The organism is Colwellia sp. SU-HH00943 (assembly GCF_057546125.1).
Genome location: NZ_BAAJLW010000002.1, coordinates 68,331 through 94,857 on the forward strand (window position 1 = coordinate 68,331; position 26,527 = coordinate 94,857).

General features: G+C 37.4%; 25 protein-coding genes. 22 read left to right on the forward strand and 3 right to left on the reverse strand.

Annotation, left to right across the window (positions count from 1 at the left end):
• The first annotated feature begins 191 nt into the window (after window positions 1–191).
• The 12 genes from rpoE (at window position 192) to AC27GZ_RS05565 (ending at window position 9,967) form a co-directional block, all read left to right on the forward strand.
• Window positions 192–770 (forward strand): RNA polymerase sigma factor RpoE, encoded by a 579-nt coding sequence (gene rpoE, locus AC27GZ_RS05510; protein ID WP_487093910.1) that lies wholly within the window; start codon window positions 192–194, stop codon window positions 768–770.
• 68 nt (window positions 771–838) lie between these two features.
• The gene (locus AC27GZ_RS05515) at window positions 839–1,456 is read left to right on the forward strand and encodes a sigma-E factor negative regulatory protein (RefSeq protein ID WP_487093911.1); all 618 of its coding nucleotides are present in this window, start codon (window positions 839–841) and stop codon (window positions 1,454–1,456) included.
• A gap of 64 nt (window positions 1,457–1,520) precedes the next feature.
• A complete protein-coding gene (locus tag AC27GZ_RS05520; protein WP_487093912.1) occupies window positions 1,521–2,564 on the forward strand; it encodes a MucB/RseB C-terminal domain-containing protein in 1,044 nt (347 codons plus the stop codon).
• Window positions 2,565–2,586: 22 nt separating this feature from the next.
• On the forward strand, window positions 2,587–3,102 hold the full coding sequence (locus tag AC27GZ_RS05525; protein WP_487093913.1) for a SoxR reducing system RseC family protein: 516 nt from the start codon (window positions 2,587–2,589) through the stop codon (window positions 3,100–3,102).
• A 109-nt stretch (window positions 3,103–3,211) separates the two neighbouring features.
• Entirely contained in the window at window positions 3,212–5,002 is a 1,791-nt protein-coding gene (gene lepA, locus AC27GZ_RS05530; protein ID WP_487093914.1) for a translation elongation factor 4, read from the forward strand.
• Between the two features lie 86 nt (window positions 5,003–5,088).
• Complete coding sequence (gene lepB, locus AC27GZ_RS05535) at window positions 5,089–6,021, forward strand: signal peptidase I (protein WP_487093915.1); 933 nt, start codon at window positions 5,089–5,091, stop codon at window positions 6,019–6,021.
• Window positions 6,021–6,782, forward strand: a complete 762-nt coding sequence (gene rnc / locus AC27GZ_RS05540; protein WP_487093916.1) for a ribonuclease III — start codon at window positions 6,021–6,023, stop codon at window positions 6,780–6,782. The genes lepB and rnc overlap by 1 nt, the downstream gene beginning before the upstream one ends.
• Window positions 6,779–7,690: a GTPase Era gene (era, locus tag AC27GZ_RS05545; RefSeq protein WP_487093917.1), complete on the forward strand. Its 912-nt coding sequence runs from the start codon at window positions 6,779–6,781 to the stop codon at window positions 7,688–7,690. Before rnc ends, era begins: the two co-directional genes overlap by 4 nt.
• Before the next feature lie 16 nt (window positions 7,691–7,706).
• Window positions 7,707–8,447 carry a DNA repair protein RecO gene (gene recO, locus AC27GZ_RS05550; RefSeq protein ID WP_487093918.1) on the forward strand — a complete coding sequence of 247 codons (741 nt, stop codon included), beginning with the start codon at window positions 7,707–7,709 and terminating at the stop codon, window positions 8,445–8,447.
• On the forward strand, window positions 8,440–9,177 hold the full coding sequence (gene pdxJ / locus AC27GZ_RS05555; protein WP_487093919.1) for a pyridoxine 5'-phosphate synthase: 738 nt from the start codon (window positions 8,440–8,442) through the stop codon (window positions 9,175–9,177). Before recO ends, pdxJ begins: the two co-directional genes overlap by 8 nt.
• Before the next feature lies 1 nt (window position 9,178).
• Entirely contained in the window at window positions 9,179–9,556 is a 378-nt protein-coding gene (gene acpS / locus AC27GZ_RS05560) for a holo-ACP synthase (RefSeq protein ID WP_487094524.1), read from the forward strand.
• Between the two features lie 162 nt (window positions 9,557–9,718).
• Window positions 9,719–9,967, forward strand: a complete 249-nt coding sequence (locus AC27GZ_RS05565) for a hypothetical protein (protein WP_487093920.1) — start codon at window positions 9,719–9,721, stop codon at window positions 9,965–9,967.
• Window positions 9,968–10,004: 37 nt separating this feature from the next.
• Here the strand turns inward: AC27GZ_RS05565 and barA are convergent, their stop codons facing one another.
• Entirely contained in the window at window positions 10,005–12,797 is a 2,793-nt protein-coding gene (gene barA / locus AC27GZ_RS05570) for a two-component sensor histidine kinase BarA (RefSeq protein ID WP_487093921.1), read from the reverse strand.
• Between the two features lie 194 nt (window positions 12,798–12,991).
• Here barA and rlmD point away from each other — a divergent pair, with 194 nt between their 5' ends.
• From rlmD to AC27GZ_RS05600, 6 genes are all read left to right on the forward strand, one after another.
• Window positions 12,992–14,350, forward strand: coding sequence for a 23S rRNA (uracil(1939)-C(5))-methyltransferase RlmD (rlmD, locus tag AC27GZ_RS05575; protein ID WP_487093922.1), 1,359 nt, complete (start codon window positions 12,992–12,994; stop codon window positions 14,348–14,350).
• Window positions 14,351–14,386: 36 nt separating this feature from the next.
• The gene (gene relA / locus AC27GZ_RS05580) at window positions 14,387–16,606 is read left to right on the forward strand and encodes a GTP diphosphokinase (protein WP_487093923.1); all 2,220 of its coding nucleotides are present in this window, start codon (window positions 14,387–14,389) and stop codon (window positions 16,604–16,606) included.
• Between the two features lie 40 nt (window positions 16,607–16,646).
• Entirely contained in the window at window positions 16,647–17,453 is an 807-nt protein-coding gene (gene mazG / locus AC27GZ_RS05585; RefSeq protein WP_487093924.1) for a nucleoside triphosphate pyrophosphohydrolase, read from the forward strand.
• A 47-nt stretch (window positions 17,454–17,500) separates the two neighbouring features.
• Complete coding sequence (locus AC27GZ_RS05590; protein ID WP_487094525.1) at window positions 17,501–18,088, forward strand: RNA methyltransferase; 588 nt, start codon at window positions 17,501–17,503, stop codon at window positions 18,086–18,088.
• A gap of 23 nt (window positions 18,089–18,111) precedes the next feature.
• The gene (locus AC27GZ_RS05595; protein WP_487093925.1) at window positions 18,112–18,552 is read left to right on the forward strand and encodes a YbaN family protein; all 441 of its coding nucleotides are present in this window, start codon (window positions 18,112–18,114) and stop codon (window positions 18,550–18,552) included.
• Between the two features lie 325 nt (window positions 18,553–18,877).
• A complete protein-coding gene (locus tag AC27GZ_RS05600; RefSeq protein ID WP_487093926.1) occupies window positions 18,878–20,098 on the forward strand; it encodes a two-component system response regulator in 1,221 nt (406 codons plus the stop codon).
• A gap of 40 nt (window positions 20,099–20,138) precedes the next feature.
• Here the strand turns inward: AC27GZ_RS05600 and AC27GZ_RS05605 are convergent, their stop codons facing one another.
• Window positions 20,139–20,732 (reverse strand): DUF4202 domain-containing protein, encoded by a 594-nt coding sequence (locus AC27GZ_RS05605; RefSeq protein WP_487093927.1) that lies wholly within the window; start codon window positions 20,730–20,732, stop codon window positions 20,139–20,141.
• Window positions 20,733–21,012: 280 nt separating this feature from the next.
• Here AC27GZ_RS05605 and pyrG point away from each other — a divergent pair, with 280 nt between their 5' ends.
• From pyrG to AC27GZ_RS05620, 3 genes are all read left to right on the forward strand, one after another.
• The gene (gene pyrG / locus AC27GZ_RS05610; RefSeq protein ID WP_487093928.1) at window positions 21,013–22,650 is read left to right on the forward strand and encodes a CTP synthase; all 1,638 of its coding nucleotides are present in this window, start codon (window positions 21,013–21,015) and stop codon (window positions 22,648–22,650) included.
• A 93-nt stretch (window positions 22,651–22,743) separates the two neighbouring features.
• Entirely contained in the window at window positions 22,744–24,042 is a 1,299-nt protein-coding gene (gene eno, locus AC27GZ_RS05615; RefSeq protein WP_487093929.1) for a phosphopyruvate hydratase, read from the forward strand.
• Between the two features lie 144 nt (window positions 24,043–24,186).
• Complete coding sequence (locus tag AC27GZ_RS05620) at window positions 24,187–24,867, forward strand: hypothetical protein (RefSeq protein ID WP_487093930.1); 681 nt, start codon at window positions 24,187–24,189, stop codon at window positions 24,865–24,867.
• 21 nt (window positions 24,868–24,888) lie between these two features.
• Here AC27GZ_RS05620 and AC27GZ_RS05625 read toward each other — a convergent pair whose 3' ends face one another.
• Entirely contained in the window at window positions 24,889–25,974 is a 1,086-nt protein-coding gene (locus tag AC27GZ_RS05625) for an energy transducer TonB (RefSeq protein WP_487093931.1), read from the reverse strand.
• Window positions 25,975–26,195: 221 nt separating this feature from the next.
• Between AC27GZ_RS05625 and ftsB the strand changes: the two genes are divergently transcribed.
• The gene (gene ftsB, locus AC27GZ_RS05630) at window positions 26,196–26,525 is read left to right on the forward strand and encodes a cell division protein FtsB (protein ID WP_487093932.1); all 330 of its coding nucleotides are present in this window, start codon (window positions 26,196–26,198) and stop codon (window positions 26,523–26,525) included.
• Window positions 26,526–26,527: the final 2 nt, after the last annotated feature.

A 26,527-nucleotide genomic window follows, 5' to 3' on the forward strand; every position in this document is an offset into this window, starting at 1 on the left:
TAACTTTTATTAGCGTTTGATAATAGGGTTATCGAGGGCGATAAAGTTTAAAATTGAAAAAAAAATAAATTAATTTAGAACTTTTTCTCTAAAGCACAGTCTTAATTGATGCGTTTGTTATGAGCCAAATGTAGTGAATGTTTTTGTGCCCCATGTAGAGTGTGGTGGTATGTATAGGAGATATGGCTCAAATGAGCGAACAGAACGTCGACCAGGTATTGGTTGAAAAGGTACAAAAAGGCGATAAAAACGCCTTTAATTTGTTAGTAACTAAATATCAGCATAAAGTGGCTAACTTAGTGTCACGTTATGTTAGCAACCATAGTGATGTACCCGATATAGTGCAAGAGGCTTTTATTAAGGCTTATAGAGCTTTACCTAATTTTAGAGGGGAAAGCGCTTTTTATACTTGGCTATATCGCATAGCAGTTAATTGTGCTAAAAATCATAGTGTTGCTCTTGGTCGTAAACCACCAAGTAATGATGTTGAAGTTGAAGATGCAGAGTTTTATGATGGTGGAGATGCGTTAAGAGAAAATGCTTCACCTGAAAAAGTGTTACTTACAGAGGAAATTAAAGCGGTTATTTTTAAAACTATTGAGCAATTACCAGATGACTTGCGTATTGCCATAAACTTTCGAGAAATTGAAGGTTTAAGTTATGAAGAAATAGCTACTATAATGGATTGTCCCGTAGGTACAGTACGTTCTCGTATTTTTAGAGCACGTGATGCAATTGATAAAAAAATATCGCCATTGCTACATAAATAACTGGTTTCTTTTCTAAGTTTTTGTTGTTAAGTGTTTTCGTAAATTTTTGTGAGTTTTAAGGTTTAAATATGAGTGAAAGTAAGTTTGAGACAATATCATCATTAGTAGATAACTATCGTGCATCTGACGAAAATTCAGAGCAAGCTATTGATGACATGCTCAAGGATGAACACTTATCAGCAACATGGCAGCAATATCACCTTATTGGTGACGTGATGCGTGATGAAATTCCACAAACGATACAATTAGATCTATCAGCGCAAATTGCAGAAGCTATTGCTGATGAGCCTAGTATATTGGCACCAAACAATGGCAGTAACATTAGTCAATTACCGTCAAAAGTTAAAGCTAAAGTAGTGCAATTAATTAAGCCTGTTGGTCAATTAGCTATTGCTGCTTCTGCAGCTGGTTTAATGATTATAGGTGTTCAACAAAATACCGCTGATACCAATGAAATTATTACTCCTAGCCAAGTCGTACAAACTAAACCTTTAGCAGGATTTGCTAACCCTGTTAGCTTCAACTACCAACAAAATAGTCAAACTCAAAAGCAGGCAGCAATTGAAGAGAGAATTGAACAGCAACGACGTTTCCAAGCTTTACTGTCTGATCATCAACAACAAGTAAAATTGAGCGCAGCTAAATCTAAAGATACAGAGCAATCATCGCTAGAAAAAGATGAGTAAATAGTGAATAATTAATTTTATTCACTTGTCTGTAGTTTATGCTGCAACCTTGCTTTGAGAACGCATGAAAATCTTATCTTCACACTGTTCCACCAAATTATTCTTTTTATTCGCTTTTGTGCTTTCTTGTTACAGTCATGCGGTTCATGCCGCAGGTCCAGAGCAAGCAAAGCTTTTATTGGAGCGATTATCTCAATCATTACGCCAACTCAACTTTAATACCTCTTTTGTTGTTGTGAAAAACAATCAAGCTGAGCCCTATCACTGGCAACATGGTGTGGTTAATGCCCCTTTCGCTATTGAAGATGAAAGCCAGGAAAAGTCAGCTACTAAAGAGCAAAAAGTTGAATTAGAAATATTAGCCTTATTAAATGGACCACGTCGTGATATTTTACGAGTAGGTAATACGGTTAGCTATATTGAACCAGAGTATGCCCCTTATTCTATTACTTCTTCTCAAATAAGTGGCCCTATCCCTCCAGTTTTTGGTCGAGATATTAATGAGTTAGAGGATAACTACCATTTCGTATCTGTTGGGAAAAGTAGGGTGTTAGGTCGGGCGGCACAGCTTATTAGAATAGTGCCGAAAGATGCACATCGATATGGTTATTGGCTATGGTTAGATCAAGACAGTGGCTTGATGCTCAAACTTGCAGTTATTACTCGCAAAGGCAAATTACTTGAACAGATCCAATTTACTCATTTAGAAATTACCGACACTTTGTCTGATAACTTAAAACAGTTACATATAACGGAGTTACCTAAGGTGATAGAATTCTCTGCAACGCAAAATGCTACTGAGTTAGCTTGGCAAGTGAATTGGTTACCAGAAGGCTTTGAAGTCGTTAAATCAGATCGTCATCGCCTAAATAGCAGTAAGCAAGCTGTTGAATTTATGTTGTTTAATGATGGACTAGTGGATATTTCTGTTTATGTTAATCCAAGCCACGAGCAACAAAGAGCGATCGAATACGCGAGTGATGGTGCCACTTTAGTGTTAACTCAAGTAGTGAATACTATTGAAATTAGTGTGGTTGGAAAAATACCATTAGCGACAGCAAAACAAATTGCCAACTCAGTAAGTTTACCGCCTAAAGCACAAAACTAACCGGGTTGTTTGTAGGTTTATAATGGAAGAGTTAGCTGAAGTAGTATCTATTGACGATACTCATATCACGGTGATGAGCCAAGTAAAATCTAGTTGTAGCAGTTGTAAACAGGTTGACTCTTGTGCAAGTGGCCAAGTGGCTAAAGCCATCCCTCATAAAAAACTATCATTTGTATTACCTTACCCTCAAGCCTTCGTAGCAGGCTCTAATGAAAGTGTTGAAGTTAAGGTAGGTGATTGTGTTGTTTTATCACTGCCTGAAACGGATGTGTTGCAAAGCGCATGGCAAGTGTATTTGCTGCCAATAGCTGGGTTATTATCCTTTTCTGCCATAGGGCAGTTAATGTTATCAGAGCAGTTATTAAGCCATGAGTTACAGGCTTTAGCTATAGGTGTTTTAGGCGGTTACTTAGGCTATAGATTAGCGAAGTACTGGCAAAATCTGCCAGTTAACCTGAATAAATTGCAACCTAAAATTAAGCAAGTTTTACCTAAGCTGATTGATATAGCTGACACAAGACGTGATAAACACGAGTAGTACTTTAAAATTCTGAACAAAAGATAGCCCCAGCGCGCTAAATTCGTTAAAATTACGCCATTCCCGATTTATTCGCTATCGTTGTAGCATTTTATTTGAATTCCCATTTATGAAAAACATTCGAAACTTCTCAATCATTGCCCATATTGACCATGGTAAATCAACCTTGTCTGATCGTTTAATTCAGCATTGTGGTGGTTTACAAGAACGTGAAATGGAAGCGCAAGTACTTGATTCAATGGACCTTGAGCGAGAACGAGGCATTACCATCAAGTCTCAAAGTGTTACCTTAGATTATAAAGCTAAAGACGGTGAAACGTATCAATTAAACTTTATTGATACTCCTGGGCATGTTGATTTTTCTTATGAAGTTTCAAGATCCCTTGCTTCATGTGAAGGAGCGTTATTGGTTGTTGATGCCGGACAAGGTGTTGAGGCTCAAACAGTAGCCAATTGTTATACCGCAATTGAAATGGATCTAGAAGTATTACCCATCTTAAATAAAATCGATCTTCCTCAGGCAGATCCTGATCGTGTATGTGAAGAAATTGAACACATTATTGGTATTGAAGCGACTGATGCGGTGACATGTTCTGCGAAAACAGGTATTGGTATTGACGATGTATTAGAAACCATAGTTAAGAATATTCCCGCTCCAGAAGGTGATCCAAGCGCTAATTTACAAGCACTCATTGTTGACTCATGGTTTGATAATTATCAAGGCGTTGTATCTCTCGTTCGTATTATGAACGGTGAAGTCAAGCGTGGCGATAAAATGTTAGTGATGTCAACTGGGCAGGTACATCAAATTGACAAAGTGGGAATTTTCACCCCTAAACAAACAGAAACCGATGTGTTACGCGCCGGTGAAGTTGGCTTTATTATCGCAGGTATTAAAGAAATTCATGGTGCGCCAGTTGGTGATACCATTACTATCAGTAAAAAAGAGACTGCAGAGCCGTTAGCTGGATTTAAAAAAGCACAACCTCAAGTTTATGCAGGTATTTTTCCAATCAGCTCTGATGATTATGAAAACTTTCGTGATGCCTTGAATAAACTGAGCTTAAATGATGCTTCATTGTTTTTTGAGCCGGAAAATTCCTCAGCGCTTGGCTTTGGATTCCGCATAGGTTTCCTTGGCATGTTGCATATGGAGATCATTCAAGAGCGCTTAGCCCGTGAATATGATCTTGATTTAATTACGACAGCGCCAACAGTAAACTATGAAGTTGCTTGTACTAATGGTGAAATATTATCGATTGATAATCCGGCTGATTTACCAGCTATTAATAATATTGATGAAATCAGAGAGCCAATTGTACAAGCGAATATTTTAGTACCACAAGAGTTTTTAGGCAGTGTTATCACACTATGTATTGAAAAACGCGGTGTACAAAAAGATCTTATTTATCACGGTAATCAAGTCGCGGTAACTTATGAATTGCCTATGGCAGAAGTTGTAATGGACTTTTTTGACAAGTTGAAATCAACTAGCCGTGGTTATGCTTCGCTTGATTATCACTTCTTACGCTTTGAAGCCGCTGATATGGTGCGTGTTGATGTGATGATAAATGGTGATAGGGTTGATGCCTTAGCTATGATTACTCACCGCAGTAATTCCGTTTCTCGCGGTCGTATGTTGGTTGATAAATTAAAAGAGTTAATTCATCGTCAAATGTTTGATATTGCGATACAAGCGGCTATTGGTAATAACGTTATTGCTCGAACAACAGTGAAACAATTACGTAAGAATGTAACGGCTAAATGTTACGGTGGTGATGTTAGCCGTAAGAAGAAACTCTTACAAAAACAAAAAGAAGGTAAAAAACGCATGAAGCAAGTAGGTAATGTAGAAGTGCCTCAAGAAGCGTTTTTAGCTGTACTTAAATTAGAGAAGTAATTTAAAGTAAGTTCATGTTCAGCAAGTAAAAAGAAAGCAATTACCTTACTTAGTGCTTGTCAGATAATTAATAAAGTTAGGATACTATGGCAGTTTATTTTTCAATTATTTTAGTCGCAATAACCGTAATCACAGGTATTGTTTGGCTTGCCGATAAATTTTATTTAGCCCCGCAACGCCGGTTAAATGTCATTGAGGCGCAAAAAGCTGCAAAAGCGCAAGGTGCTGTTGAATTACCTAATGAAACTATTTCAACATTAATGGAGCCTTCGCCGCTGGTAGATACTTCAGTGCAAATCTTCCCAGTTATTGCTTTTGTTTTAGTTTTACGCTCCTTTTTATACGAACCATTCCAAATCCCATCAGGTTCAATGATGCCAACATTACTTGATGGTGATTTTATATTGGTTAATAAGTTTAATTATGGTTTAAGAGATCCTGTTGCTCGCAACAAGTTTGTGGAAATTGGCTTGCCTGAACGTGGTGATGTAGTGGTATTTAAATACCCTAGAGATACGCGTATTGATTATATTAAACGTGTTATTGGTTTACCGGGCGATAGAGTTATTTACAGAAATAAATCAGTTTTTATTAAACCTGCTTGCCAAGAGTCAGATGCTAAATGCCCTGATTATTCTCAAGTTACAAATACTTTTACCAATAAATATCAAGGGCCTGATGCCGAGACTGGCATGAATCAATTTGAAGCAGTTATGTTTGATAGGAAACATAATATTTTGAATGATCAATATACTATGCCAAGAACCAACCATTATTTCCAACAAGCTGGTACAGCAAAAGATGAGTTTGTTGTACCAGCCGGTCACTACTTTGTCATGGGTGATAACAGAGATAACTCCTTAGATGGTCGTTTTTGGGGATTTGTTCCCGAAGAGCATCTTGTTGGCGAAGCGGTAGCTATTTGGATGAGCTTTGATTTTGAACGTTCAGAGGATAGCTTCTTACCGAGCTGGGTACCAACTAATGTACGTTTTGAACGTATTGGTGCCATTAACTAATGGCATTGCATGTTAAAGCGAATACTAAGCAAGCTATTGCGCGCTTATCGAAAAGTATTGGCTATAGTTTTAATGATGCCAATTTATTAGTTCAAGCTATTACCCACCGTAGTGCGAAAGGCCAACATAACGAAAGATTGGAATTTTTAGGAGATTCCATCCTCGGTTTTGTCATTGCTGAGGCGCTTTTTGAAAGGTTTCCAAAGCAGGATGAAGGCGATTTAACGCGTATGCGCTCTAGCTTAGTTAAAGGTGTTACTTTAGCGGAAGTTGGGCGAGACTTTAACTTAGGTGAATATTTAATATTAGGGCCTGGTGAATTAAAAAGTGGCGGTCATCGTCGTGAGTCTATTTTGGAAGATGCTATTGAGGCTATTATAGGTGCAGTCTATTTAGATTCGGATATTGCTACCTGTAAATCTCTGATCTTAACTTGGTTTGATAAACGCTTGAATGAAATTAAGCCCGGTCAAGAGCAAAAAGACCCTAAAACGCGTTTGCAAGAATACCTACAAGGTCGAAAAATTCCTCTACCAGCTTATGATGTTATAGATACATCAGGGCAGTCTCACAATCAACAATTTACCGTTCGCTGCTGTACCCAAGTAATTGATCATGAGGTTATAGCTAAAGGGACAAGCCGTAGAAAGGCAGAGCAAGAAGCAGCACAGCAGGTACTTGAAATCATTGAAAAAGAAAATGAATTAAAAAAGGCCAAAAAGCAACAATCTACCGTGAATAAAAGGTCAAATAAATCATGACACAAGAAACAACACATGCTGGATTAGTTGCAATTGTTGGCCGTCCTAATGTAGGTAAATCGACTCTGCTAAATGCTTTGCTCGGTCAAAAAATTAGTATTACCTCTAAAAAACCACAAACTACCCGTCACCGTATATTAGGTATCCTGACAGAAGCAAACAAGCAGGCTATTTTAGTTGATACCCCAGGTTTACATTCTGAAGAAAAACGAGCCATTAATCGCTTGATGAACCGTGCCGCAGCTAGCTCAATTGCCGAGGTGGAATTAATTGTTTTTCTTGTCGAAGGGACACATTGGACGGCTGATGATGAGTTGGTTTTAAATAAAGTCAAAAAAAGTGGTTCAAATTGCATTTTAGTGGTGAATAAAATTGACAATATTGCTGATAAAGATGAATTACTTCCGCACTTGCAAAAGCTTGGAGCTATGCATGATTTTAGTGATATTGTCCCGATTTCAGCCAGTAAGGGAAATGGTGTTGATACCATCGCTAAACTTTGTTTAAACAGTTTACCTGAAAGTGATTTCTGGTTTCCTGAAGACCATATTACTGATCGTTCAAGCCGCTTTATGGCTTCAGAAATTCTTCGTGAAAAGCTGATTCGATTTACCGGCGATGAATTACCTTACTCAACTACGGTTGAAATTGAACAATTTAAAATGGATGAAAAAGGCGTAATTCATATTAATGCGCTAATTTTAGTTGAGCGAGATAGTCAGAAACGAATGGTGATTGGCAATAAAGGTGAGCGTTTAAAAACTATCGGCCAAGAAGCTAGACGAGATATGGAAGAGCTCTTCGACAGTAAAGTTTTCTTAGAAACTTGGGTGAAAGTTAAATCTGGTTGGGCTGATGATGAACGAGCTTTGCGCAGTTTAGGTTATGGTGACGATTATTCGGGCTAGGTAGCATGTTAACGGTATGTCAAATACACTGATCGAGCAAAATGCTTTTGTACTTCATACAAGGCCTTTTCAAGAAAACCAACAACTGGTTGAGTTACTTACTGAACATGAGGGTAAAGTTTCTGCATTGGTGTATGTTGGTCAATCTAAACGTTCCATTAAAAAAGGTGTATTACAACCTTTTCTGCCATTAAAGCTGACCTTTAAGGGGAAGGGGACAGCGTTAAAAAGAATTACGACTGTCGAAGCCAGTGCAAAATCTTATGAGTTAACAAAAGACAGCTTATATAGCGCTTTTTACGTCAATGAATTATTAGTCCGTTTGTTAACCAACGACATAACGTGTGATTCATTATTTGCTCAATACAAAATCACCATAGCGGCACTTGCCAGTGGAACACCTATTGCGTCAGCCTTAAGACAATTTGAATTATCTTTGCTTGATGAGTTAGGCTTATCATTTGATTTCGCTCCTGTATTTGATGACAATGAAAATATTGCAGGTTTTTATTATATTGCTGAGCAAGGCTTTATTCCGGCATATAGCTATGGTGTAAATACAATTACGACGCACTACTATAAAACAGAACATATACGAGACATTGCTGAGTATATTCATCATGATAAACCACTAAATGATAGTGGTGCACAGCAAACATTTAAACTATTGATGCGTGAGGTGATTAACCATTTACTAGATGGTAAACCACTGAATAGCCGAAAATTATTTAAGAAAAAAGAGAAAAAGTATGAATGAAATACTCTTAGGCGTTAATGTTGATCATATTGCCACATTGCGCCAAGCCCGTGGTACTAATTACCCTGATCCTGTTTATGCGGCTAGTGTTGCTGAACATGCTGGTGCTGATGGTATTACCGTTCACTTACGTGAAGATAGACGCCATATTCAAGATAGAGACATCTATGTACTAAAGCAAACGCTTCATACTCGTATGAACTTTGAAATGGCTGTAACTGATGAAATGGTTGCCATAGCATGTGAAGTAAAGCCTGAGTTTTGTTGCTTAGTACCTGAAAAGCGTGAAGAGTTAACGACTGAAGGTGGCCTAGATGTTGTGGGTCAACTTGCGAAGGTTAAAAAGGCTGTTGAGCAAATTTCAGCTGTTGGTACGCAAGTTAGCTTGTTTATTGATGCGGACAAAGCACAAATTGATGCGGCACTAGCAAGTGGTGCTCCCTATATCGAGATTCATACCGGCCACTATGCAGATTTAACCACAGAGCATGAGCAACAAGCAGAGTTAGTGCGTTTAACCGATGGTATTAAATATGCGCATAGCATAGGGCTAAAAGTTAACGCAGGCCATGGCTTGAACTATTTTAATGTTAAACCTATTGCGGCAATTGAAGAGATTATAGAGTTGAATATTGGCCACGCTATAATTGCTCGCGCTGCTATTGATGGCTTAGACAAGGCCGTTCGTGATATGAAAACATTGATGCTTGAAGCAAGGCGCGGACTTTAATATGCCTGTTGTTGGTATTGGTACTGATATTATTGAAATCAGCCGTATCAGGGATATGGCTGAAGCTACTCGCAACCGTTTAGCTCAGCGGGTATTAACACCCAACGAATATCAGTACTACCAGCAAACCAGTCACCCGGTAAATTTTTTAGCCAAACGTTGGGCTGGAAAAGAAGCCGCGGCGAAGGCTTTAGGCACCGGAATTGCCGATGGTGTTTCTTTTCAGCATATTGCTATATCATCTTTAGCAAGTGGACAACCTATCTTAGAGTTTAGTGAACGCGCTTTAGTTGTTGCTGAGACTTTAGGTGCTAGTCATTGGCATATCTCTCTTGCCGATGAAAAACATTATGCAACAGCTTTTGTAACGCTTTCATAATGTTACCTTCATACCTACGAACAAGTTAAAAACTTTTTAGTATCTTACTTTTTCTTTGCATGTTTTTTGTACTACACTTACTCTAGAGTTGTTGCAATTTTATATTGCTCTGTTTATTTTTAATTCAGACAAGGAATGTGTCCTGTAGCGGGAGTGGCGATAATGCAAGCACAAGAAAAACCTATGCTGGAAAGACGGCAAATTGCGCCTGAACAGTCCATTTGGTGGAATAAATTGTCATTGGCGCAAAAGTTTTCCGCAAGTAGTTTAGGTAAGTTTGGTTATGAACTCTCCTTTGTTCGAAGTGAACAAGGGCGAAGCTTGGCGGTACTAACCTGCAGCTCTGGTGTTGCTGTTATAACTGAAGATGGTGATATTAATACATCCCCAAATATAAAAATTAGAGACTGATTTAGAATTAATAATCTTATCATCTTCTGCTCTAAAGCTAAGATATTTCCTCATTTATTACTTCAAGTACTTTAGGCGCAGCGTCTAAAACTTGTTCTATATGTTCAGAAAGCTCTAAGAATTCAGGCTCTAAATTATCTAAACACACGTCTTTTTTTAGTTGTGTTTCTAATTGTTGGCATATTTGATTTAAGTTTGGTACGCCCGTATAACAGCATGAACCATTAAGTTTATGAATTAACTGTTTAAGTAGTTCACTATCTTCTTGCTGACGTGCTAGGTTTATTTCTTTCTGTGTCGCTACTAAATCATCTATTAATCCTAAGAACATCTCCTTTGCTAAGCCGACTTTACCGCCAGTTCGTTCCAGCGCCAATGGCCAGTCTATTACGCTACTTTTATAGGCTTTTTGCTCATCACTGGTTTCTAGCGATAAAGTAATGTCATCAAGCGCAATGAAACTATTAACATCACAATACTCATAAATAATATGGCTTAACATTGTTTCATCAATAGGTTTAGTCATATAAGCATTAAACCCTTGCTGCTGCATTTTTTCTTTTTCGCCATTTAAGGCGTGTGCAGTAACTGCAATAATAGGGGTTTTATCATTGATGGTTTCACTCTTAATGGCTTTTAAAGTGCTGATCCCATCCATTACAGGCATTTGAATATCCATAAAAATAATCGAGAAGCTTTCTCGTTTACATAATTCTACGGCTTTGACACCATTTTCAGCCAAGGTAACTTCAGCAACTTGCTCTAATAATAAGGCATTGATCAACTTTAAGTTGGCTTCATTATCATCAACGGCTAACACTTTAATTGGCAGAATTTTTTTGTTTGAATCGAGTAAGGTTTTTTGCTCCGAGAGTAGTGCAGAGCCAAGTTTTTTAGCTGTAACTGGTTTACTCAAGCAACTTAACGCGCCACTAGAAATCAATGCGTCTTGTAAACTAGGTGAGTTGCTATTAATGGTAAGGTGAATTTTTCCCACATTTGTTTTAATTTTAGCAATGATTTTCTTTAATTCACTTAAAGCCGTAGCAGTATTGTCATGGCCAATAAGTGCAAATTCAAAGCTCTCATTTTGAGATGCTTTCTCCGCAATGGCTTTATTTAAATCAGATAAATTATCAACACAGGTAACGGCCATTTTCCAACTTGTTAAAATAGCACTGGTTGATAATCGAGTATGCTCGTGAGGTTCAAAGTAGAGAATACTTTTATTGATTAATTGGTGTGTATCGAGTTCATCATTAAGCGAAAGAGCGTTGACACCACATTCAAAATCAAACCAAAAGGTGGAACCTTGATTGGTATTACTTTCAAAGCCAATCTCACCTTGCATTTCATAAGCAAGGCGCTGACAAATCACTAAACCTAAACCCGTACCGCCGTATAAACGCGTAATACTTTGGTCGGCTTGAGTAAAGGCTTTGAATATTGTTTGTTGTTGCTCATTATTCATCCCGATACCCGTATCTTTTACGGTAATTTTTATCGTCGCTTTTTTACCACTAATTTTTTGACAAGTAATATCAATAGTGACTGAACCTTGTTGAGTAAACTTAATGGCATTACTAACTAAATTACTGATGATTTGCTTAATTCGCATTGCGTCGCCGAGTAATGAGTCGGGAATAGATTGATCAATATTAATTGATAACTCAATTTGTTTTTTATGAGCATTCGGGGCAAGCAAAACTAAGCTATCTTCAATGGCTTCTCGAAAAGAAAAAGGGATACTTTCAATGACCATTTTACCTGCTTCTAGTTTAGAGAAATCAAGAATATCATTGATAATGGCGAGTAAGTTATTTGCCGATCTATCTATGGTTTGTAAATAATCGCGCTGTGGATCGCTTAAGGGTGTTTTTAATACTTGTCGTGTAAAACCAATAACGCCATTTAGTGGTGTTCGCAATTCATGGCTCATGTTTGCTAGAAATTCTGATTTAATTTTGTTGGCTTCTTGCGCTTTTTTCTTGGCGATACTTAACTCAACATTTTGTATTTCAAATTGTTCTAAACTTTCGCGTAAATCAATCGTGGCTTGGTCAATACTTCCTTGCATTTCATTTTGATAATTACCTAAAGATTGTGCCATGGTATTAATACCATTTTTAAGAAAGTTTAATTCACCTATTAATCTGCCACTTACACGGCTTTCAAGCTTACCTTCACGTATCCTGTCAATGGCCTGTACCATCGAATTTACGGGTTTGGAAACGCTTGAAATTAACTTCATTGCAAAAATGCTACTGAGAATTGCACCTAATAATGCCATGGTGAAAGCAATAATATACTGACTTTGCTGCCTAAATTGCATATTGCTTTGATCTACTTGAATGGCAATATAGCCGAGTACTAATGGGGAATTATCTGCAGTATTTTGACTGGTGTTTGGGCTATATTCATCAATGATCGGGCTACGATAAATTATAAAGTCATTGATGTTTTCTGATTGTGTATGGCTTGGCAGCTTATCTCCTGCTTTTAATCTCATCGTGTTGGTATCACCATGATAAGCACTAGTGACAAAGACTTGGTTATCGAGCGTAAATACTGCGATGCTTTTGATGATACTTGACTGATTACGATGAGCAAAGCTAATGATACGACGCAGCATTTCACGGTTGTTATTGATTAAAGGTTCTTTACCAGCAACGGCTAATGGTTCAATAATACTTTTGGCGCGTAAATTTAATATTTCATCCATTTCAGCGTTGCGGCTATAAGAAAAATACCCGGCAAGACCAAAACCAATTAAGGTTGTAGGTACAATAGTGAGTAATATCACCCAGTCTTTTAGACTTATCTTATACATTATTTGTCAACAGTCCCTATTACTTTATAAGAGAACCCATGGGGAAATTAGTGTAAAATATTAACTTAATATAGCGATATAAATTAACTATTTAAATCTTATTTGTGCTGAGTAAATATTAATCATAGTAACAATGCTTATAATGGCATAAGCACATCTAAATATATAGTTTATAAATCAAGGAAAAATCACCTGTGGCAAACTTTTTTAAGGCCAGCCCTAAAAAAACAACGAAAACCAAATCTACTGCAAGTTTGTCGGTTCGAATCGATAAACTTGACTTTAATGGTTGTGGTGTTGGCAGTTACCAAAAAAAATCAATTTTTATTGATGGTAGCTTACCTAATGAAATGGTAGAAACACGCCTTGTTGAGCAAAAAAACAAATATGTTCGTGGCAAGCTATTGAAGGTTATTAAGCCCAGTGAATACAGGGTTAAAGTGCAGTGTCGTCACTTTCATTTGTGCGGTGGTTGTGATTTGCAACACCTTGACTATAAAGAGCAACTTGTATTTAAACAGCAAAAAATATCTGAATTATTTTCTCGGCAGGGTATTGAAAGTAATATTCTTAATGAGCTGGTATGGCAAGAGCCGATTCAAGGTCAGCCTTGGCATTACAGAAGAAAAGCGCGAATTGGTGTGCAGTTTGATAAAAAATCACAAGCAATCATTGGTTTTCGTCAAAGGGGCACAAACCAGTTAGTACCAATCATGTCATGTCCAACGTTGGTTGAGCCATTTAATGATATTTTTCCTACGTTAAAAACCTTGATAGCTAAGCTAACTGTTAGTAAAGCCATTGGTCATATTGAAGTTGTTAGTACTCAAAAACAAGATTGTCAGCCCTTACTTACTTTGGTCGTTAGGCAATTAAGAACACTTAATGAAAATGATCGCCAACTTTGGCAGCAATATGCACTAGAACATCAATGGCAAGTGTTATTCGATTTTGGAAAAAATACTATTGAGCCATTGGCAGACTATCAACCGCTGACTTATAGCGTCAATCAGGAGATTGATATAACCCTTACACACGATGATTTCATGCAAGTAAATCAACACGTGAATACAACTATGGTAGCGCAAGCTATTGATTGGCTTACGCTAGAAGAAGACGATAAATTATTAGACTTATTTTGTGGCTTAGGAAATTTTAGTTTGCCAATAGCAAAAAAAGTTAATGAGGTTGTAGGTATTGAAGGTGTACAATCAATGGTTGATAAAGCCAAGCAAAATGCCGTACAAAACCAACTTGATAATTGCCAGTTTTATCAGGCCGACCTAAATAGCCATTGGTTGGATGCAAATTGGGTAAATATTGCTTATACAAAAGCAATACTTGATCCAGCAAGAGCTGGCGCAGAGCAAGCAGTATCACAGCTGATTACTCTCGCGATAAAGACAATATTATATGTTAGCTGTGATGCTGCAACGTTAGCGCGAGACAGTCAATTATTACTGGCGCAAGGCTATAAAATTGTCAAAATTGGTTTAGTTGATATTTTTTCTCAAACAAAGCACGTTGAGACTATGGTATTGTTTACTAAATAAAAATTGTAGTTGTTATCGTTAGAACAAGGAAAACCCATGGTTTCGGTGCGTAAGTCACATCAAGTCGTTAATATAAATTTTCAGCAATGGTTGCAAGAGCTATCTTTATCTGAATCTAAGCATCAAGCTTTAACGCAATTGTGGCAGGTTGTGGCTGTTCATTTTCAGCAGCGGGAAACCTACTTGTTAAAATCGATGGAAATGGTAGAAATTTTATCGGGGCTTAATTTAGATAAAAACTCGTTAGTGGCTGCCTTCTTAACGCCGCTTTTAGAAAACGACATTATCACCAATGACTTGCTGAGTGAGCACTTTAGTCATGAAGTTGGATTGCTTTGCCAAGGTGTTAAGCAAATGGCGGCAATTAAAGAATTAAGTAAAGGACAAAATGCTAGTCAAGCTAGTAGCGGTAATATCGATAACATACGTCGCATGTTATTAACTATGGTTGAAGACGTTAGAGCCGTAGTGATTAAGCTTGCAGAACGATTATGCGATTTGCGTAGTCAAAAAAATAATGATGAAGAAAGCCGAGTTTTAGCCGCTAAAGAGAGTGCAAGTATTTACGCACCTTTAGCAAACCGCTTGGGCATAGGGCAATTAAAGTGGGAGTTAGAAGATGTTTCTTTTCGCTACCTTCATCCACAAGTCTATAAAAAAATTGCTAAATTGCTTGATGAAACCCGGCTTGAACGTGAGCAATATATGGATGATTTTGTTAGCCATATAAACCAAGAATTACAGGCGCTAAAAATTAAAGGCACTGTATATGGAAGACCCAAACACATCTATAGCATTTGGAAAAAAATGCAGCAAAAATCTCTCGATTTTGAGCAATTGTTTGATGTAAGAGCTGTGCGTATTGTCGTTGATCAAATTCAAGATTGTTATTCTGCTTTAGGAATTGTTCACACCCAGTGGCGTCATTTAGCAAATGAATTCTCTGATTATGTAGCCACACCTAAGCCAAACGGTTATCAATCAATTCATACGGTTGTGCTTGGACCTGAAGGAAAGTCGATTGAAATTCAAATAAGAACCGAGCAAATGCATGATGATGCAGAGCTTGGCGTTGCTGCTCACTGGCGTTATAAAGAAGGCTCTGCTACGGGTAAAGGCCAAGATAAATCAACGAGTTTTGATGAAAAAGTGGGCTGGTTAAGAAAAATATTACAATGGCAAGATGATGTTTCAGAAAGTGGTGCATTACTTGATGAATTGCGTAGCCAAGTCTTTGAAGATCGTATTTATGTCTTCACGCCAAGTGGCGATGTTATTGATTTACCTATGGGGTCTACACCACTAGATTTCGCTTATTATATTCACTCTAATGTTGGCCATTGCTGTATTGGAGCTAAAATCTTTGGCAAAATTGTGCCTTTCACTCATAGGCTACAAACAGGGGATCAAATTGAGATATTAACCAGCAAACAGCCCAATCCAAGTCGTGATTGGTTAAACCCCAATTTAAATTATATTCATTCATCAAGAGCAAGAGCGAAAGTTCAGCATTTCTTTAAATTACAAGATAGAGATAAACATCTTGTTTTAGGTAAAGAGCAACTCGATGCGGAATTAGCCAAATTAACCCACATGACACTTAGCCAAGCTGATTTCAAAACTGCGGCAGAGCGGTTTAATGTGAAAAGTATTGATGACTTATATGCGGCAATAGGCTCTGGAAATGCGCGTTTACAGCAGGTGGTTAATTATTTTGTTCAGCTTGACGGTAAGTTTAAACCTGTTGAAGAAATTGATCCGCAAAGTTTAATTAGACAACCATCGGTAGAAAAAAAACAGTCATCAGATGCTAACGGTATTACCGTTTCAGGTGTTGGTAATTTGATGACTCATATGGCGAAGTGTTGCTCTCCTGTACCTGGCGATGAAATTCAAGGCTTCATTACCCAAGGGCGCGGTATCTCAGTACACAGGCAAGATTGTGAACAGCTAGCAAACGCTTTACACCAACAACCTGAAAGGCAGGTTGATGTACAGTGGGGGATTGACGATAAGCAAAGTTATCAAGCCAGCACGCAAATTATTGCCAGTGATAGACAAGGCTTATTTCGTGATATATCCACCATCATCGCGAATGAAAAAATTAGTATTGTTGGTATTGAGAGTCACTCCGATAAAGCAAAGCAAACCATGAGTATGGTAGTGAAAATGGAAGTCATGAGTAGTGCCTTATTAGCCAGAGTTTTGGATAAACTACGTCAATTAGATGATGTGATTGAAGTGAAACGTTTATAACACTTAACACTATAAGTTTAAATAAATCAAAGAGAAAGCAATGTTAAACGAGAAAGCTTCCATTGAAAAACTGCGTTGGATTATGTCCAAGCTGAGAGATCCTCAAACTGGTTGCCCTTGGGATATTAAACAAAATTTTGCCTCAATTGTGCCTCACACAATTGAAGAAGCTTATGAAGTTGTTGATGCGATTGAGCAACAAGATTTCACTGAGTTGAATAAAGAGCTTGGTGATTTATTGTTTCAAATCATTTTCTATAGCCAGCTAGGTGAAGAACAACAACTGTTTGATTTTGATACTGTCATTGAAGCGGTATGTGAAAAGCTTATTCGACGACATCCTCATGTCTTTGCTGATGCTGATTTACGATCTGATGCGCAAATTAAAGCTAACTGGGAAAATGAAAAAGCCAAAGAACGTCAAGCAAAGAACAATCAAGAAAACCTGAGTATTCTTGCGGATATTCCAAAAAACCTTCCTGCCTTGTCTCAAGCGGCGAAAATTCAAAAACGCTGCGCTCATGTCGGATTTGATTGGCATAATATCCATGATGTTTTTGCAAAAATTGAGGAAGAAGTTGTTGAAGTCAAAGAAGAGTTAGATGCTGCAGAAATTAACCAAGATGCTTTAGGTGAAGAGTTAGGCGACTTAATGTTTGCCGTAGTGAACTTGTGTAGACATGCTAAGCAAGATCCTGAAACTTTATTGCGTCAAGCTAATCAAAAGTTCACTAAACGTTTTCATGGAGTGGAGGAAAAAGTGGCTTCATCAGGTAAAAGTTTTACAGAACATGATTTAGCGCAATTAGAACAATATTGGCAACAGGTAAAATCCCTTGAAAAGTAATAGTGCTACAACATTGTTCATTGACGACTTATTTTTAGAAAGGCGTGATTAAATTGAACAGCATAAAAGATAATTCATCTAAAAAAGTGACTATTGCACTAACAAACCCTAAAAGCCCAAGTAACGTTGGAGCTGTGATGCGTGCCGCGGGCTGTTATGAAGTTGATCAGGTTATTTATACTGGTAATCGCTATGCTCAGGCAGCAAAGCACAGTGGAACAAAATTAAATACTGATACAAAAAAAGCGCGAGATAATATTCCTTTATTTGCGGTTGATAATTTTGAAAAGGTTAAAGAACAACTGGAAAATATGCCACAAACAACTAAAGTTATTTGTGTAGACTTAATTGAAGGTGCTCTACCTTTGCCGCACTTTCAGCACCCAGAACATGCGGTTTATATTTTTGGCCCAGAAGATGGCACGATTAGCCAAAAAGTTATTAATAATGCTGATGACGTGGTTTACGTACCAACTGTAGGCTGTATGAATTTGGCTGCATCAGTCAATGTTTTGTTGTACGACAGATTAGCTAAATCACTGATTAAAAATAATAAAACGCAAAGTGATACGGCGTTGATCAGAAAAAGTAGAGATACTAATAACAAAGTAAAAGTATCAGCCAAGTTAACCTAGACAGGGAAAATTAAGGAGGCAAGGTGACTCAAAACCAACAATCAATAGCAAAGCCTAGCGTCGTTTTAGATGAGTGCCCATTGCCTGTTTCGACACGCAGTAAGGTTAAAATTTTTTTATGGAAGGCGGCGGGGGTATTTTGTGTTGGTTTGGCTATTTTAGGTGCAATTTTGCCTATATTACCCACCACTGTATTTTTAATAATGGCCACAGCCTGTTTTGCTAAATCCTCGCCTCGATTACAGAAAAAACTACTTAACAATAAAACTTTTGGGCCATTAATTCACGATTGGCAGCAACACCGCAGTATTCCAAGGAAAGCTAAAAGGGTTGCTTTACTTACTATTATTTTGTCGGTTGCCTGGTCAGGCTATTTACTTCAAAATATTTGGCTAACTTTGTTAGTTGTTTTATTAGTGACTGGGCCATTTATTTTTTTATGGCGCTTACCGCTTAGCAAGTGAACTTGTCAGAAAGTCTAACGACTTTACCCACAAAGAATCCTCTCTCCCTTGCTTAAAAGGCTTAAATCACTATTTAACATGGAAAAATATAAAAATGCTTCTACACTTTGGTTTAGTATCAAGTGAAATAATAATTTGACCAATTCAGCGCTGTGTCAGGGAAGTTAGCACAAGCTAAATTAATTCTCACTGAATGTTCGAATGTTTAATTCAATTGGTATCATAACCAAGCGATGAAGTTGCAAATTTAGTGATGTAAATAGCTTAGTTATTAGGTAAACCTTAAATAGGATACTGATCATTTTATTGATAAGGAGTGTTGAAAATGTCATTAAAAAAGGTTTATTTGCTTGATGATAATGAGGATATGCTCGTTTTAATTCAGGAAATGATCGAAAGTACAGGCCTCAACTGCATCGCATTTTCTCACGGTAAAGCATTTTTTGAACAGATAACTAATTTTGAAGAAAATAGCCTTCTGGTACTTGATTTACATATGCCGGAAATGGACGGTATTGAAGTTATGCGTCGATTGGCATCTATGGAAAATGCGCCAGATATTATTTTAATCAGCGGCCACGATAAAGGCGTTTTACGCTCGGCGCAAAAGCTCGGCAAAGTGCATAATTTAAATATTATTCGCACTATTACTAAACCCATCCAATTGAAAGCCTTCCAGCAAATTTTATTAAAATACTATGCAAACATTCTATCCAGTAGAGAAAAGAAACATAAGCAACCTAGTCCTAATATTCACTGTTACGATATATGCCCTGAAGAACTGCTTGTCGCAATCAAAGAAAGGCAGTTAGTGTTATTTTACCAACCTCAAATTAATATACTTGATGGTAACTGTTATGCCTGTGAGGCGCTGGTTCGATGGCAGCACCCAACAAGAGGCTTAGTGTTTCCAGACATGTTTATTGGTATTGCTGAAACAAATGGCTGGATGGGCATCTTAACCAATGAAATTTTAAGACAAGCTGTTGAACAAGAGCATGTTTGGAGCCGAAAAGGGTATAAAATTCGAATATCAGTTAATGTTTCTGCCGACAACATTACCAGTCTGTCTTTACCGGAGCAAATTACGGCTTTGTTAGCGGAAAATAGAATTACGCCTACCATGCTCACTTTAGAAGTGACAGAAAGTGCCTTAATGGGAGAGTTAGTTACTGCATTAGATATTTTAACGCGGTTAAGGTTAAAAGGTTTCGGTTTGTCTATTGATGATTTTGGTACTGGTTACTCTTCTTTATCACAATTACATAAAATACCGTTTACAGAATTGAAAGTTGATCAAAGCTTTGTCGGTTCGATATTAGAAGATAAAGAGGCTAGGGCAATTGTTAAAACATGTATCGTTTTAGGACATGAATTAAACATGGAAGTGGTCGCAGAAGGTGTTGAAACCAAAGCCCACTTTGAGTTACTCAAAAAAATGGGCTGTGACATTGCGCAAGGTTATTACTTTAGTAAAGCTATTCCGCCGCTAGAGTTAGAGGCTTTTCTTAATCATCATAATAATAAGAATCCAGTACTTTGCTAATCTTAAGGCTTGTACATTTTAAAATGTATGGAAAACACAGTTAACTTAATGCTTTGCCAACGATGGCAGCTAAATGATCTGGCAATGTTAACGATAAGGCAATGTCATGAGCGTCACTAGACATTTTCTTCCAGGTTAGCTGCACTATGCGGATAATTTTGGCTTCATTGTCTTGTGCTAAGTACTGGCTTGCAAACTCATCAAAATAATAAATAAGAAATACTAAACAAGCGACATCTTCTAGTGTTTGGCTATCCGAGTTACTTTTTAAATTCTCTTTGCGAATAATACTGGCTACTTGCTCTGCTTGTTCTTGCTGGTAACCATGTTCAAGCATTATTTCAGCCGTTAACTCCGCATGAAATTTACCTAGTGCAATTCGCCACTGGTAATAACCTGCTTTACCTTCTGGAAATTCTGCACGTTTTAAATACCAACGTTTTATATGTTGAGCGCGCACAGCTATTTGTAATAACTCATTAGCTTGCGGCCAATATTGCAACAAACAAGCAGTCATACGCTGACCATAAATTAATTCTTTAGGGTGCTCTGTACCGTTATCTACCGTGACATTAATGTCTTGGCTGTTTATCTCATCAATGGCTGATAAAACATTGTCTAATTGATTTGTCATAAGCTACTTTCTGTGGAGAATAATTCTTTATAATAACGATTTACTAATAATAAAAAAATAGTTATTTCTATTATTGGATCGCTTGTAGTTATTGTTGTTAGCGATGCTTTTCAGTATAATACTTTCCCGTCCTGCTTTATTTAAATTTACCTTATCTTTTATTCGTTTTTTGGTTGTTTTTTGACTACAGTTGAAAACAATTGCTGGCGATAAATGAGTCATTCAATTCGGTAATGATAAAAAAGCACAAAATTTCTGTTTTCTTTACATCGGTGTAGACATGACAACTAGATATATTTTTGTTACTGGCGGCGTGGTTTCGTCTCTTGGTAAAGGTATTGCCGCAGCTTCATTAGCAGCAATTCTTGAAGCTCGTGGTTTAAAAGTAACCATGCTGAAACTTGACCCTTATATTAATGTTGATCCCGGCACTATGAGTCCGATACAACATGGTGAAGTATTTGTCACTGAAGATGGCGCTGAAACCGATTTAGATTTAGGTCACTATGAGCGTTTTATTCGTACCAAAATGACTAAACGTAATAACTTTACCACAGGCAAAATATATCAAGATATTTTAGCGAGAGAGCGTAAAGGTGAATTCTTAGGGGCAACTATTCAGGTTATTCCTCATATCACTAACGACATCAAGCGTCGCGTTATTGAAGGTGCTGAAGGTTACGATGTTGCTATGGTAGAAGTCGGTGGCACTGTGGGTGATATTGAGTCACAACCTTTCTTAGAAGCTATTCGACAATTAGCCACTGAGGTTGGTCGTGAGCGTGCTATGTTTATGCACTTAACGCTTGTGCCTTATTTAGCAGCGTCAGGTGAAATTAAAACCAAGCCAACACAACACTCAGTAAAAGATTTACGCTCTATTGGTATCTTCCCAGACATTTTAGTGTGCCGTTCAGACCGACTTATTCCTACGGGAGAACGTGCGAAAATTGCCTTGTTTTGTAATGTGGAAGAAAAAGCTGTTGTCTCAATGCGTGATGTTGACAGTATTTATAAAATTCCAGCCTTGTTAAAATCTCAAGGCGCAGATGAATTAGTTGTCAAGCGTTTTGGTTTAGAGGTTCCAGAAGCCGATTTAACTGAATGGGAAGAAGTGCTTTATCGTGAAGCCAACCCTAAAGGTGAAATAACCATAGGTATGGTTGGTAAATATATTGAATTACCCGATGCTTATAAATCAGTTAATGAAGCACTAAAGCATGCTGGACTAAAAAATCAGTTAACCATTAATATTCAATATGTAGATTCGCAAGATATTGAAGTTAAAGGTACTGATATATTAAAAGATTTAGACGCAATTCTTGTGCCTGGCGGTTTTGGTGAGCGCGGTGTTGAAGGTAAAATTTTAACTGCACAGTACGCTCGCGAAAATAAAGTGCCTTATTTAGGTATCTGTTTAGGTATGCAGGTTGCGCTAATTGAGTTTGCTCGAAATGTTGCCGGTTTAACAGACGCGCACAGTACAGAGTTTAACGAAGCAACGCCACATCCTGTTGTAGGTTTGATCAGTGAATGGTTAGATGAAGAAGGACAAATTGAGTATCGAAATAGTGACTCTGACTTAGGTGGAACTATGCGTTTAGGCTCACAATTGTGTCACCTTTTGAAAGGAACCAAGGTATGTGACGTATACGGCAGTGAAACAATTAATGAAAGACACCGCCACCGTTTTGAGGTAAATAATAACTACCGTGAACAATTAGGCCAAGCCGGACTAACCTTCTCGGGTTTATCTACAGATAAAAGTTTAGTTGAGGTGATAGAAATTGCAGATCACCCATGGTTTATTGCTGGGCAGTTCCATCCCGAGTTTAATTCGACTCCTCGTGATGGTCACCCACTATTTGAAAGCTTTGTTGCTGCTTCTTTTGAATATCAAAAACAGCAAACAAGCTAACTCATAACGAATAATAAGCCGGAGCCATTGTGTTGCGGCTTTGTTTTTTAAGAATACTTAAAAATTAATTTTAAAGTTTGTAAAGGAAAGATAATGTCAAAGATTAGTAAAATTTTAGCACGTGAGATCATGGATTCTCGTGGCAACCCAACTGTTGAAGCTGATGTATATTTAGAATCAGGTGCTTGGGGACGTGCAGCTGCTCCATCAGGTGCATCTACTGGTTCTCGCGAAGCACTTGAATTACGTGATGGCGACAAGTCACGCTACTTAGGTAAAGGCGTATTAAAAGCCGTTGCAGCCATTAAAGACAGCATTGCTCCAGCGCTTCTTGGAAAAGATGCCTTAGAGCAAGCGAACATTGATCAAATCATGATTGATTTAGATGGCACTGAAAACAAGGAGAACTTCGGTGCAAATGCTATTTTAGCTGTTTCATTAGCGGTAGCTAAAGCAGCAGCTGCAGCGAAAGGCGTTCAATTATTTGAACATATCAGTGATTTAAATGGTACTTCAGGTGTTTATAGCCTGCCATTACCTATGATGAATATCATTAATGGTGGTGAACATGCTGACAATAACGTTGATATTCAAGAGTTTATGATTCAGCCAGTAGGCGCTAAAAGCTTTAGTGAAGCCTTACGAATGGGCGCTGAAATCTTTCATGCCTTGAAAAAAGTATTATCAAGCAAAGGGTTAAATACAGCTGTTGGTGATGAAGGTGGTTTTGCCCCTGATTTAGCCTCTAATGCTGACGCACTTGCTGTTATTAAAGAAGCTGTTGAAGCTGCTGGCTACACACTAGGTACAGATGTAACTTTAGCGATGGATTGTGCTGCTTCTGAATTCTACGATAGCGACAAAGGTATTTATGATCTTACTGGTGAAGGTAAGCAATTTACTGCTAATGAATTTTCTGACTTCTTAGCAACACTTTGTGAAGAATACCCAATTGTTTCAATTGAAGATGGCTTAGATGAGTCTGATTGGGATGGTTTTGCTTACCAAACAAAATTAATCGGCGACAAAGTACAAATTGTTGGTGATGATTTATTTGTAACGAATACTAAAATTTTAGCGCGTGGTATTGAGCAAGGTATTGGTAACTCAATTTTAATTAAATTTAACCAAATTGGTTCATTAACTGAAACATTAGCAGCAATTAAAATGGCTAAAGATGCTGGCTTTACAGCTGTAATTTCTCATCGTAGTGGTGAAACTGAAGATGCTACTATTGCTGATTTAGCGGTAGGTACTGCTGCTGGTCAAATTAAAACAGGCTCTTTATGTCGTTCAGACCGCGTTTCTAAATATAACCAATTATTACGTATTGAAGAATATTTAGGCGATAAAGCTATCTTTAATGGTTTAAGTGAAGTTAAAGGCCAATAAGCCTCTATTGATGTAAGTAATTTTGTCTTACTTGAAAAACCGATACATTATTGTGTCGGTTTTTTTATGGGAAATTTTATCTTTTCACCACAATCAAGTATGCTTAACCTTATATAGTTAGTAAGTTCTTGATTTATAATCCCTGTGACTCAATCATCTTTGTGGCAACACAATAAAAATAGTAATGATTATGCCGAAGTGTGCAATGCACTCTACGAGCGTGAATTACATTTGATCGCCAATGCAGATATTGCAACAGCGCAAGGAGTGCAAGGGCAATTGAAAAGCTTGTCTTATTATATTACTAAAACGGCTAATTTAATGACGCAAGTCAATGAGCAAGGTAATTCCCCCCTGACATTAGATGTGCAAAATGCCACTTGGTCGGCCAAACAATCTGGGCAATTACCGCTTACCGGTGAAGAAGATGAAACGGTCTTTACTTGGTATACACAATTATTAGAGAAAGAAGGTAAACCTCTATTAGGGTTAGTTGTGCCCATTTTGGTTGGTGATCATATCGTTTTAGATTGCATTGATAGAATAGATATTGAGAAAAAGCGCTTGAGAACAAATAAATCAGGCTGGTTTTCATTAGTCCCTAATACTACTGAACTTACAAAAAGTACAGAAAACCCTGAGAATGAGGTTAACGAGAGACGGCTACTTAAACCGAATAAAAAAGTCATGCTTGCTGCCTGTGCAGGGCATCGCTGGCAGAGCTCTCAACATAATAAAAAGTTAAGACCTATTATTCCATCATTGCGAGAATTATTACTGTCTTGTGTCATTGATTGGAAACACTTTCATAAAACCTTGAGTTAGTTTATCCAATATAGGAAGTCGTTAAACTGGCTTGTTTGCTAATTCAACTAGGTTAAATTTTGCACCTTGTTCGCCTTTGATAAATAGCTGACATTTTCCCCAAGTTTTAGGTATCTTCCATTCTTTACTTGGCTCTATTTTGTGAGTAGAAAAGTGATTGGCACAACGTATATCGACTGAGTCTAATTCTCCATCAAGACTTGTAAAAGTGAAACTTTTTCTTGCAAGGTAGTGATGCCATTGTGAACGTTCATTAATTTGTGCAGCAATAAAAATATGCTCTGAGCTATCAATAATAGCCTTTATTTGTTCAACATAAGGAAGAAGTTGTTCAACGTATTTACTATCTTCATCAAACTTCTTTAAATCGTTGTAATAATACAAAGCACTAGAAAGTAGGTTGTTTGATGTTGCCAATTGAAAAGCTCTCGCCACAGATTGGCTATAAGAGTTTTTAGGTAAATAATGTTTCCCTTGAGGGATAAGTTTTTTTAAATTGCTAAACTCTTTTTGATAATCACCAGTAGCTTGATAATAACTAGCGCTGAGGCTGAAGAAAAAGCGATCTTCATAAAAGTTTTGTTTAGGTTCTTGAGCCAGCTTATCTAAAGACTCTTTTGCTTCAGGTAATTTTTCATCAATAATAAAGTTGGTGGTTTTCTTATATTGCCTAACAAATTTTCGTGAAGCTCCTTTGCTTTTTGTATTCATTCGAAAATTTAACTGTACGCTATTTCTACATTGTTGAATGGTTTCACCATTTCTTGTAGCTGGGTTATAGCGCCAAGATTTTACTGCGCGTTCCGCTGCTGTTTCGAAAGATTTAATTCCTGAAGAGTCTTCAATTATAGGATGACCAACACTCCCATCTTCATTGATAACAAAGCTTAATTTTACCCAGCCTTCTTGTCCATTTCTAGCTGCGTTGATTGGGTATATAGGTTTAACTCTCTCAATTACTGTTGCTCTTTGAACTTCATTCGCTTCTGTCACTTCTTTGGCAAAACAAGGGAGTTGTTTGTCAGAGTCGTAAAAAGCAAAGAGCTGAAAGTTAGGAACCCAAAGTATAAGAGCAATAATAATTGAGAAAGATAATTGTTTATACATGCAAAGTCCTTTTAAGTGCCGCATATTATTGTTTTAAAAGATAAGTATCTTATCAATAGAGATATTTTATGCAATGTGTAAAAACTGCAGACGACTGTTGAAAAACTTATTCTTATTATGAGTAGTTATTTTAAGTGAGTTTACTTATATAAACATTTACTCTTGCTGTTAGCTTTATATAATGGTGCTAATTAATCACACTTTTGTTTTTTCTAATTCATATGCGGGCATTCACAGCGCTTTTGCTGGTTTTATTATCACTCTTACAATATCGACTGTGGTTCGGTAAAAATAGTGTGCCTGACTATTATTCGCTACAAGACGAAGTAAGCCGTCAGCAAATTGCCAATGAAAAACTTAAACAACGCAATAAATTATTATACGCAGATACCGATGATTTAAAGCTTGGTAGTGAAGCTATTGAGGAGCGTGCTCGAAATGAGTTAGGGATGATTAAAGAAAACGAAACTTTTTTTAGGCTTATTCCAAATAAAGATAAAACTCTCGATGATACTGCTTCTGCTGCTTTGTCACCTAATGGGGAGCGATAAGC

Coding starts and splice junctions, on each gene's coding strand:
- eno (WP_487093929.1), top strand. CDS start 22,744: ATGTCAAAGATTAGTAAAATTTTAGCACGTGAGATCATGGATTCTCGT.
- ftsB (WP_487093932.1), top strand. CDS start 26,196: ATGCGGGCATTCACAGCGCTTTTGCTGGTTTTATTATCACTCTTACAA.
- AC27GZ_RS05625 (WP_487093931.1), bottom strand. CDS start 25,974: ATGTATAAACAATTATCTTTCTCAATTATTATTGCTCTTATACTTTGG.
- mazG (WP_487093924.1), top strand. CDS start 16,647: ATGTTAAACGAGAAAGCTTCCATTGAAAAACTGCGTTGGATTATGTCC.
- recO (WP_487093918.1), top strand. CDS start 7,707: ATGTCAAATACACTGATCGAGCAAAATGCTTTTGTACTTCATACAAGG.
- AC27GZ_RS05600 (WP_487093926.1), top strand. CDS start 18,878: ATGTCATTAAAAAAGGTTTATTTGCTTGATGATAATGAGGATATGCTC.
- rnc (WP_487093916.1), top strand. CDS start 6,021: ATGGCATTGCATGTTAAAGCGAATACTAAGCAAGCTATTGCGCGCTTA.
- barA (WP_487093921.1), bottom strand. CDS start 12,797: ATGTATAAGATAAGTCTAAAAGACTGGGTGATATTACTCACTATTGTA.
- AC27GZ_RS05515 (WP_487093911.1), top strand. CDS start 839: ATGAGTGAAAGTAAGTTTGAGACAATATCATCATTAGTAGATAACTAT.
- AC27GZ_RS05525 (WP_487093913.1), top strand. CDS start 2,587: ATGGAAGAGTTAGCTGAAGTAGTATCTATTGACGATACTCATATCACG.
- lepB (WP_487093915.1), top strand. CDS start 5,089: ATGGCAGTTTATTTTTCAATTATTTTAGTCGCAATAACCGTAATCACA.
- acpS (WP_487094524.1), top strand. CDS start 9,179: ATGCCTGTTGTTGGTATTGGTACTGATATTATTGAAATCAGCCGTATC.
- rpoE (WP_487093910.1), top strand. CDS start 192: ATGAGCGAACAGAACGTCGACCAGGTATTGGTTGAAAAGGTACAAAAA.
- AC27GZ_RS05565 (WP_487093920.1), top strand. CDS start 9,719: ATGCAAGCACAAGAAAAACCTATGCTGGAAAGACGGCAAATTGCGCCT.
- era (WP_487093917.1), top strand. CDS start 6,779: ATGACACAAGAAACAACACATGCTGGATTAGTTGCAATTGTTGGCCGT.
- AC27GZ_RS05520 (WP_487093912.1), top strand. CDS start 1,521: ATGAAAATCTTATCTTCACACTGTTCCACCAAATTATTCTTTTTATTC.
- lepA (WP_487093914.1), top strand. CDS start 3,212: ATGAAAAACATTCGAAACTTCTCAATCATTGCCCATATTGACCATGGT.
- pdxJ (WP_487093919.1), top strand. CDS start 8,440: ATGAATGAAATACTCTTAGGCGTTAATGTTGATCATATTGCCACATTG.
- pyrG (WP_487093928.1), top strand. CDS start 21,013: ATGACAACTAGATATATTTTTGTTACTGGCGGCGTGGTTTCGTCTCTT.
- AC27GZ_RS05605 (WP_487093927.1), bottom strand. CDS start 20,732: ATGACAAATCAATTAGACAATGTTTTATCAGCCATTGATGAGATAAAC.
- relA (WP_487093923.1), top strand. CDS start 14,387: ATGGTTTCGGTGCGTAAGTCACATCAAGTCGTTAATATAAATTTTCAG.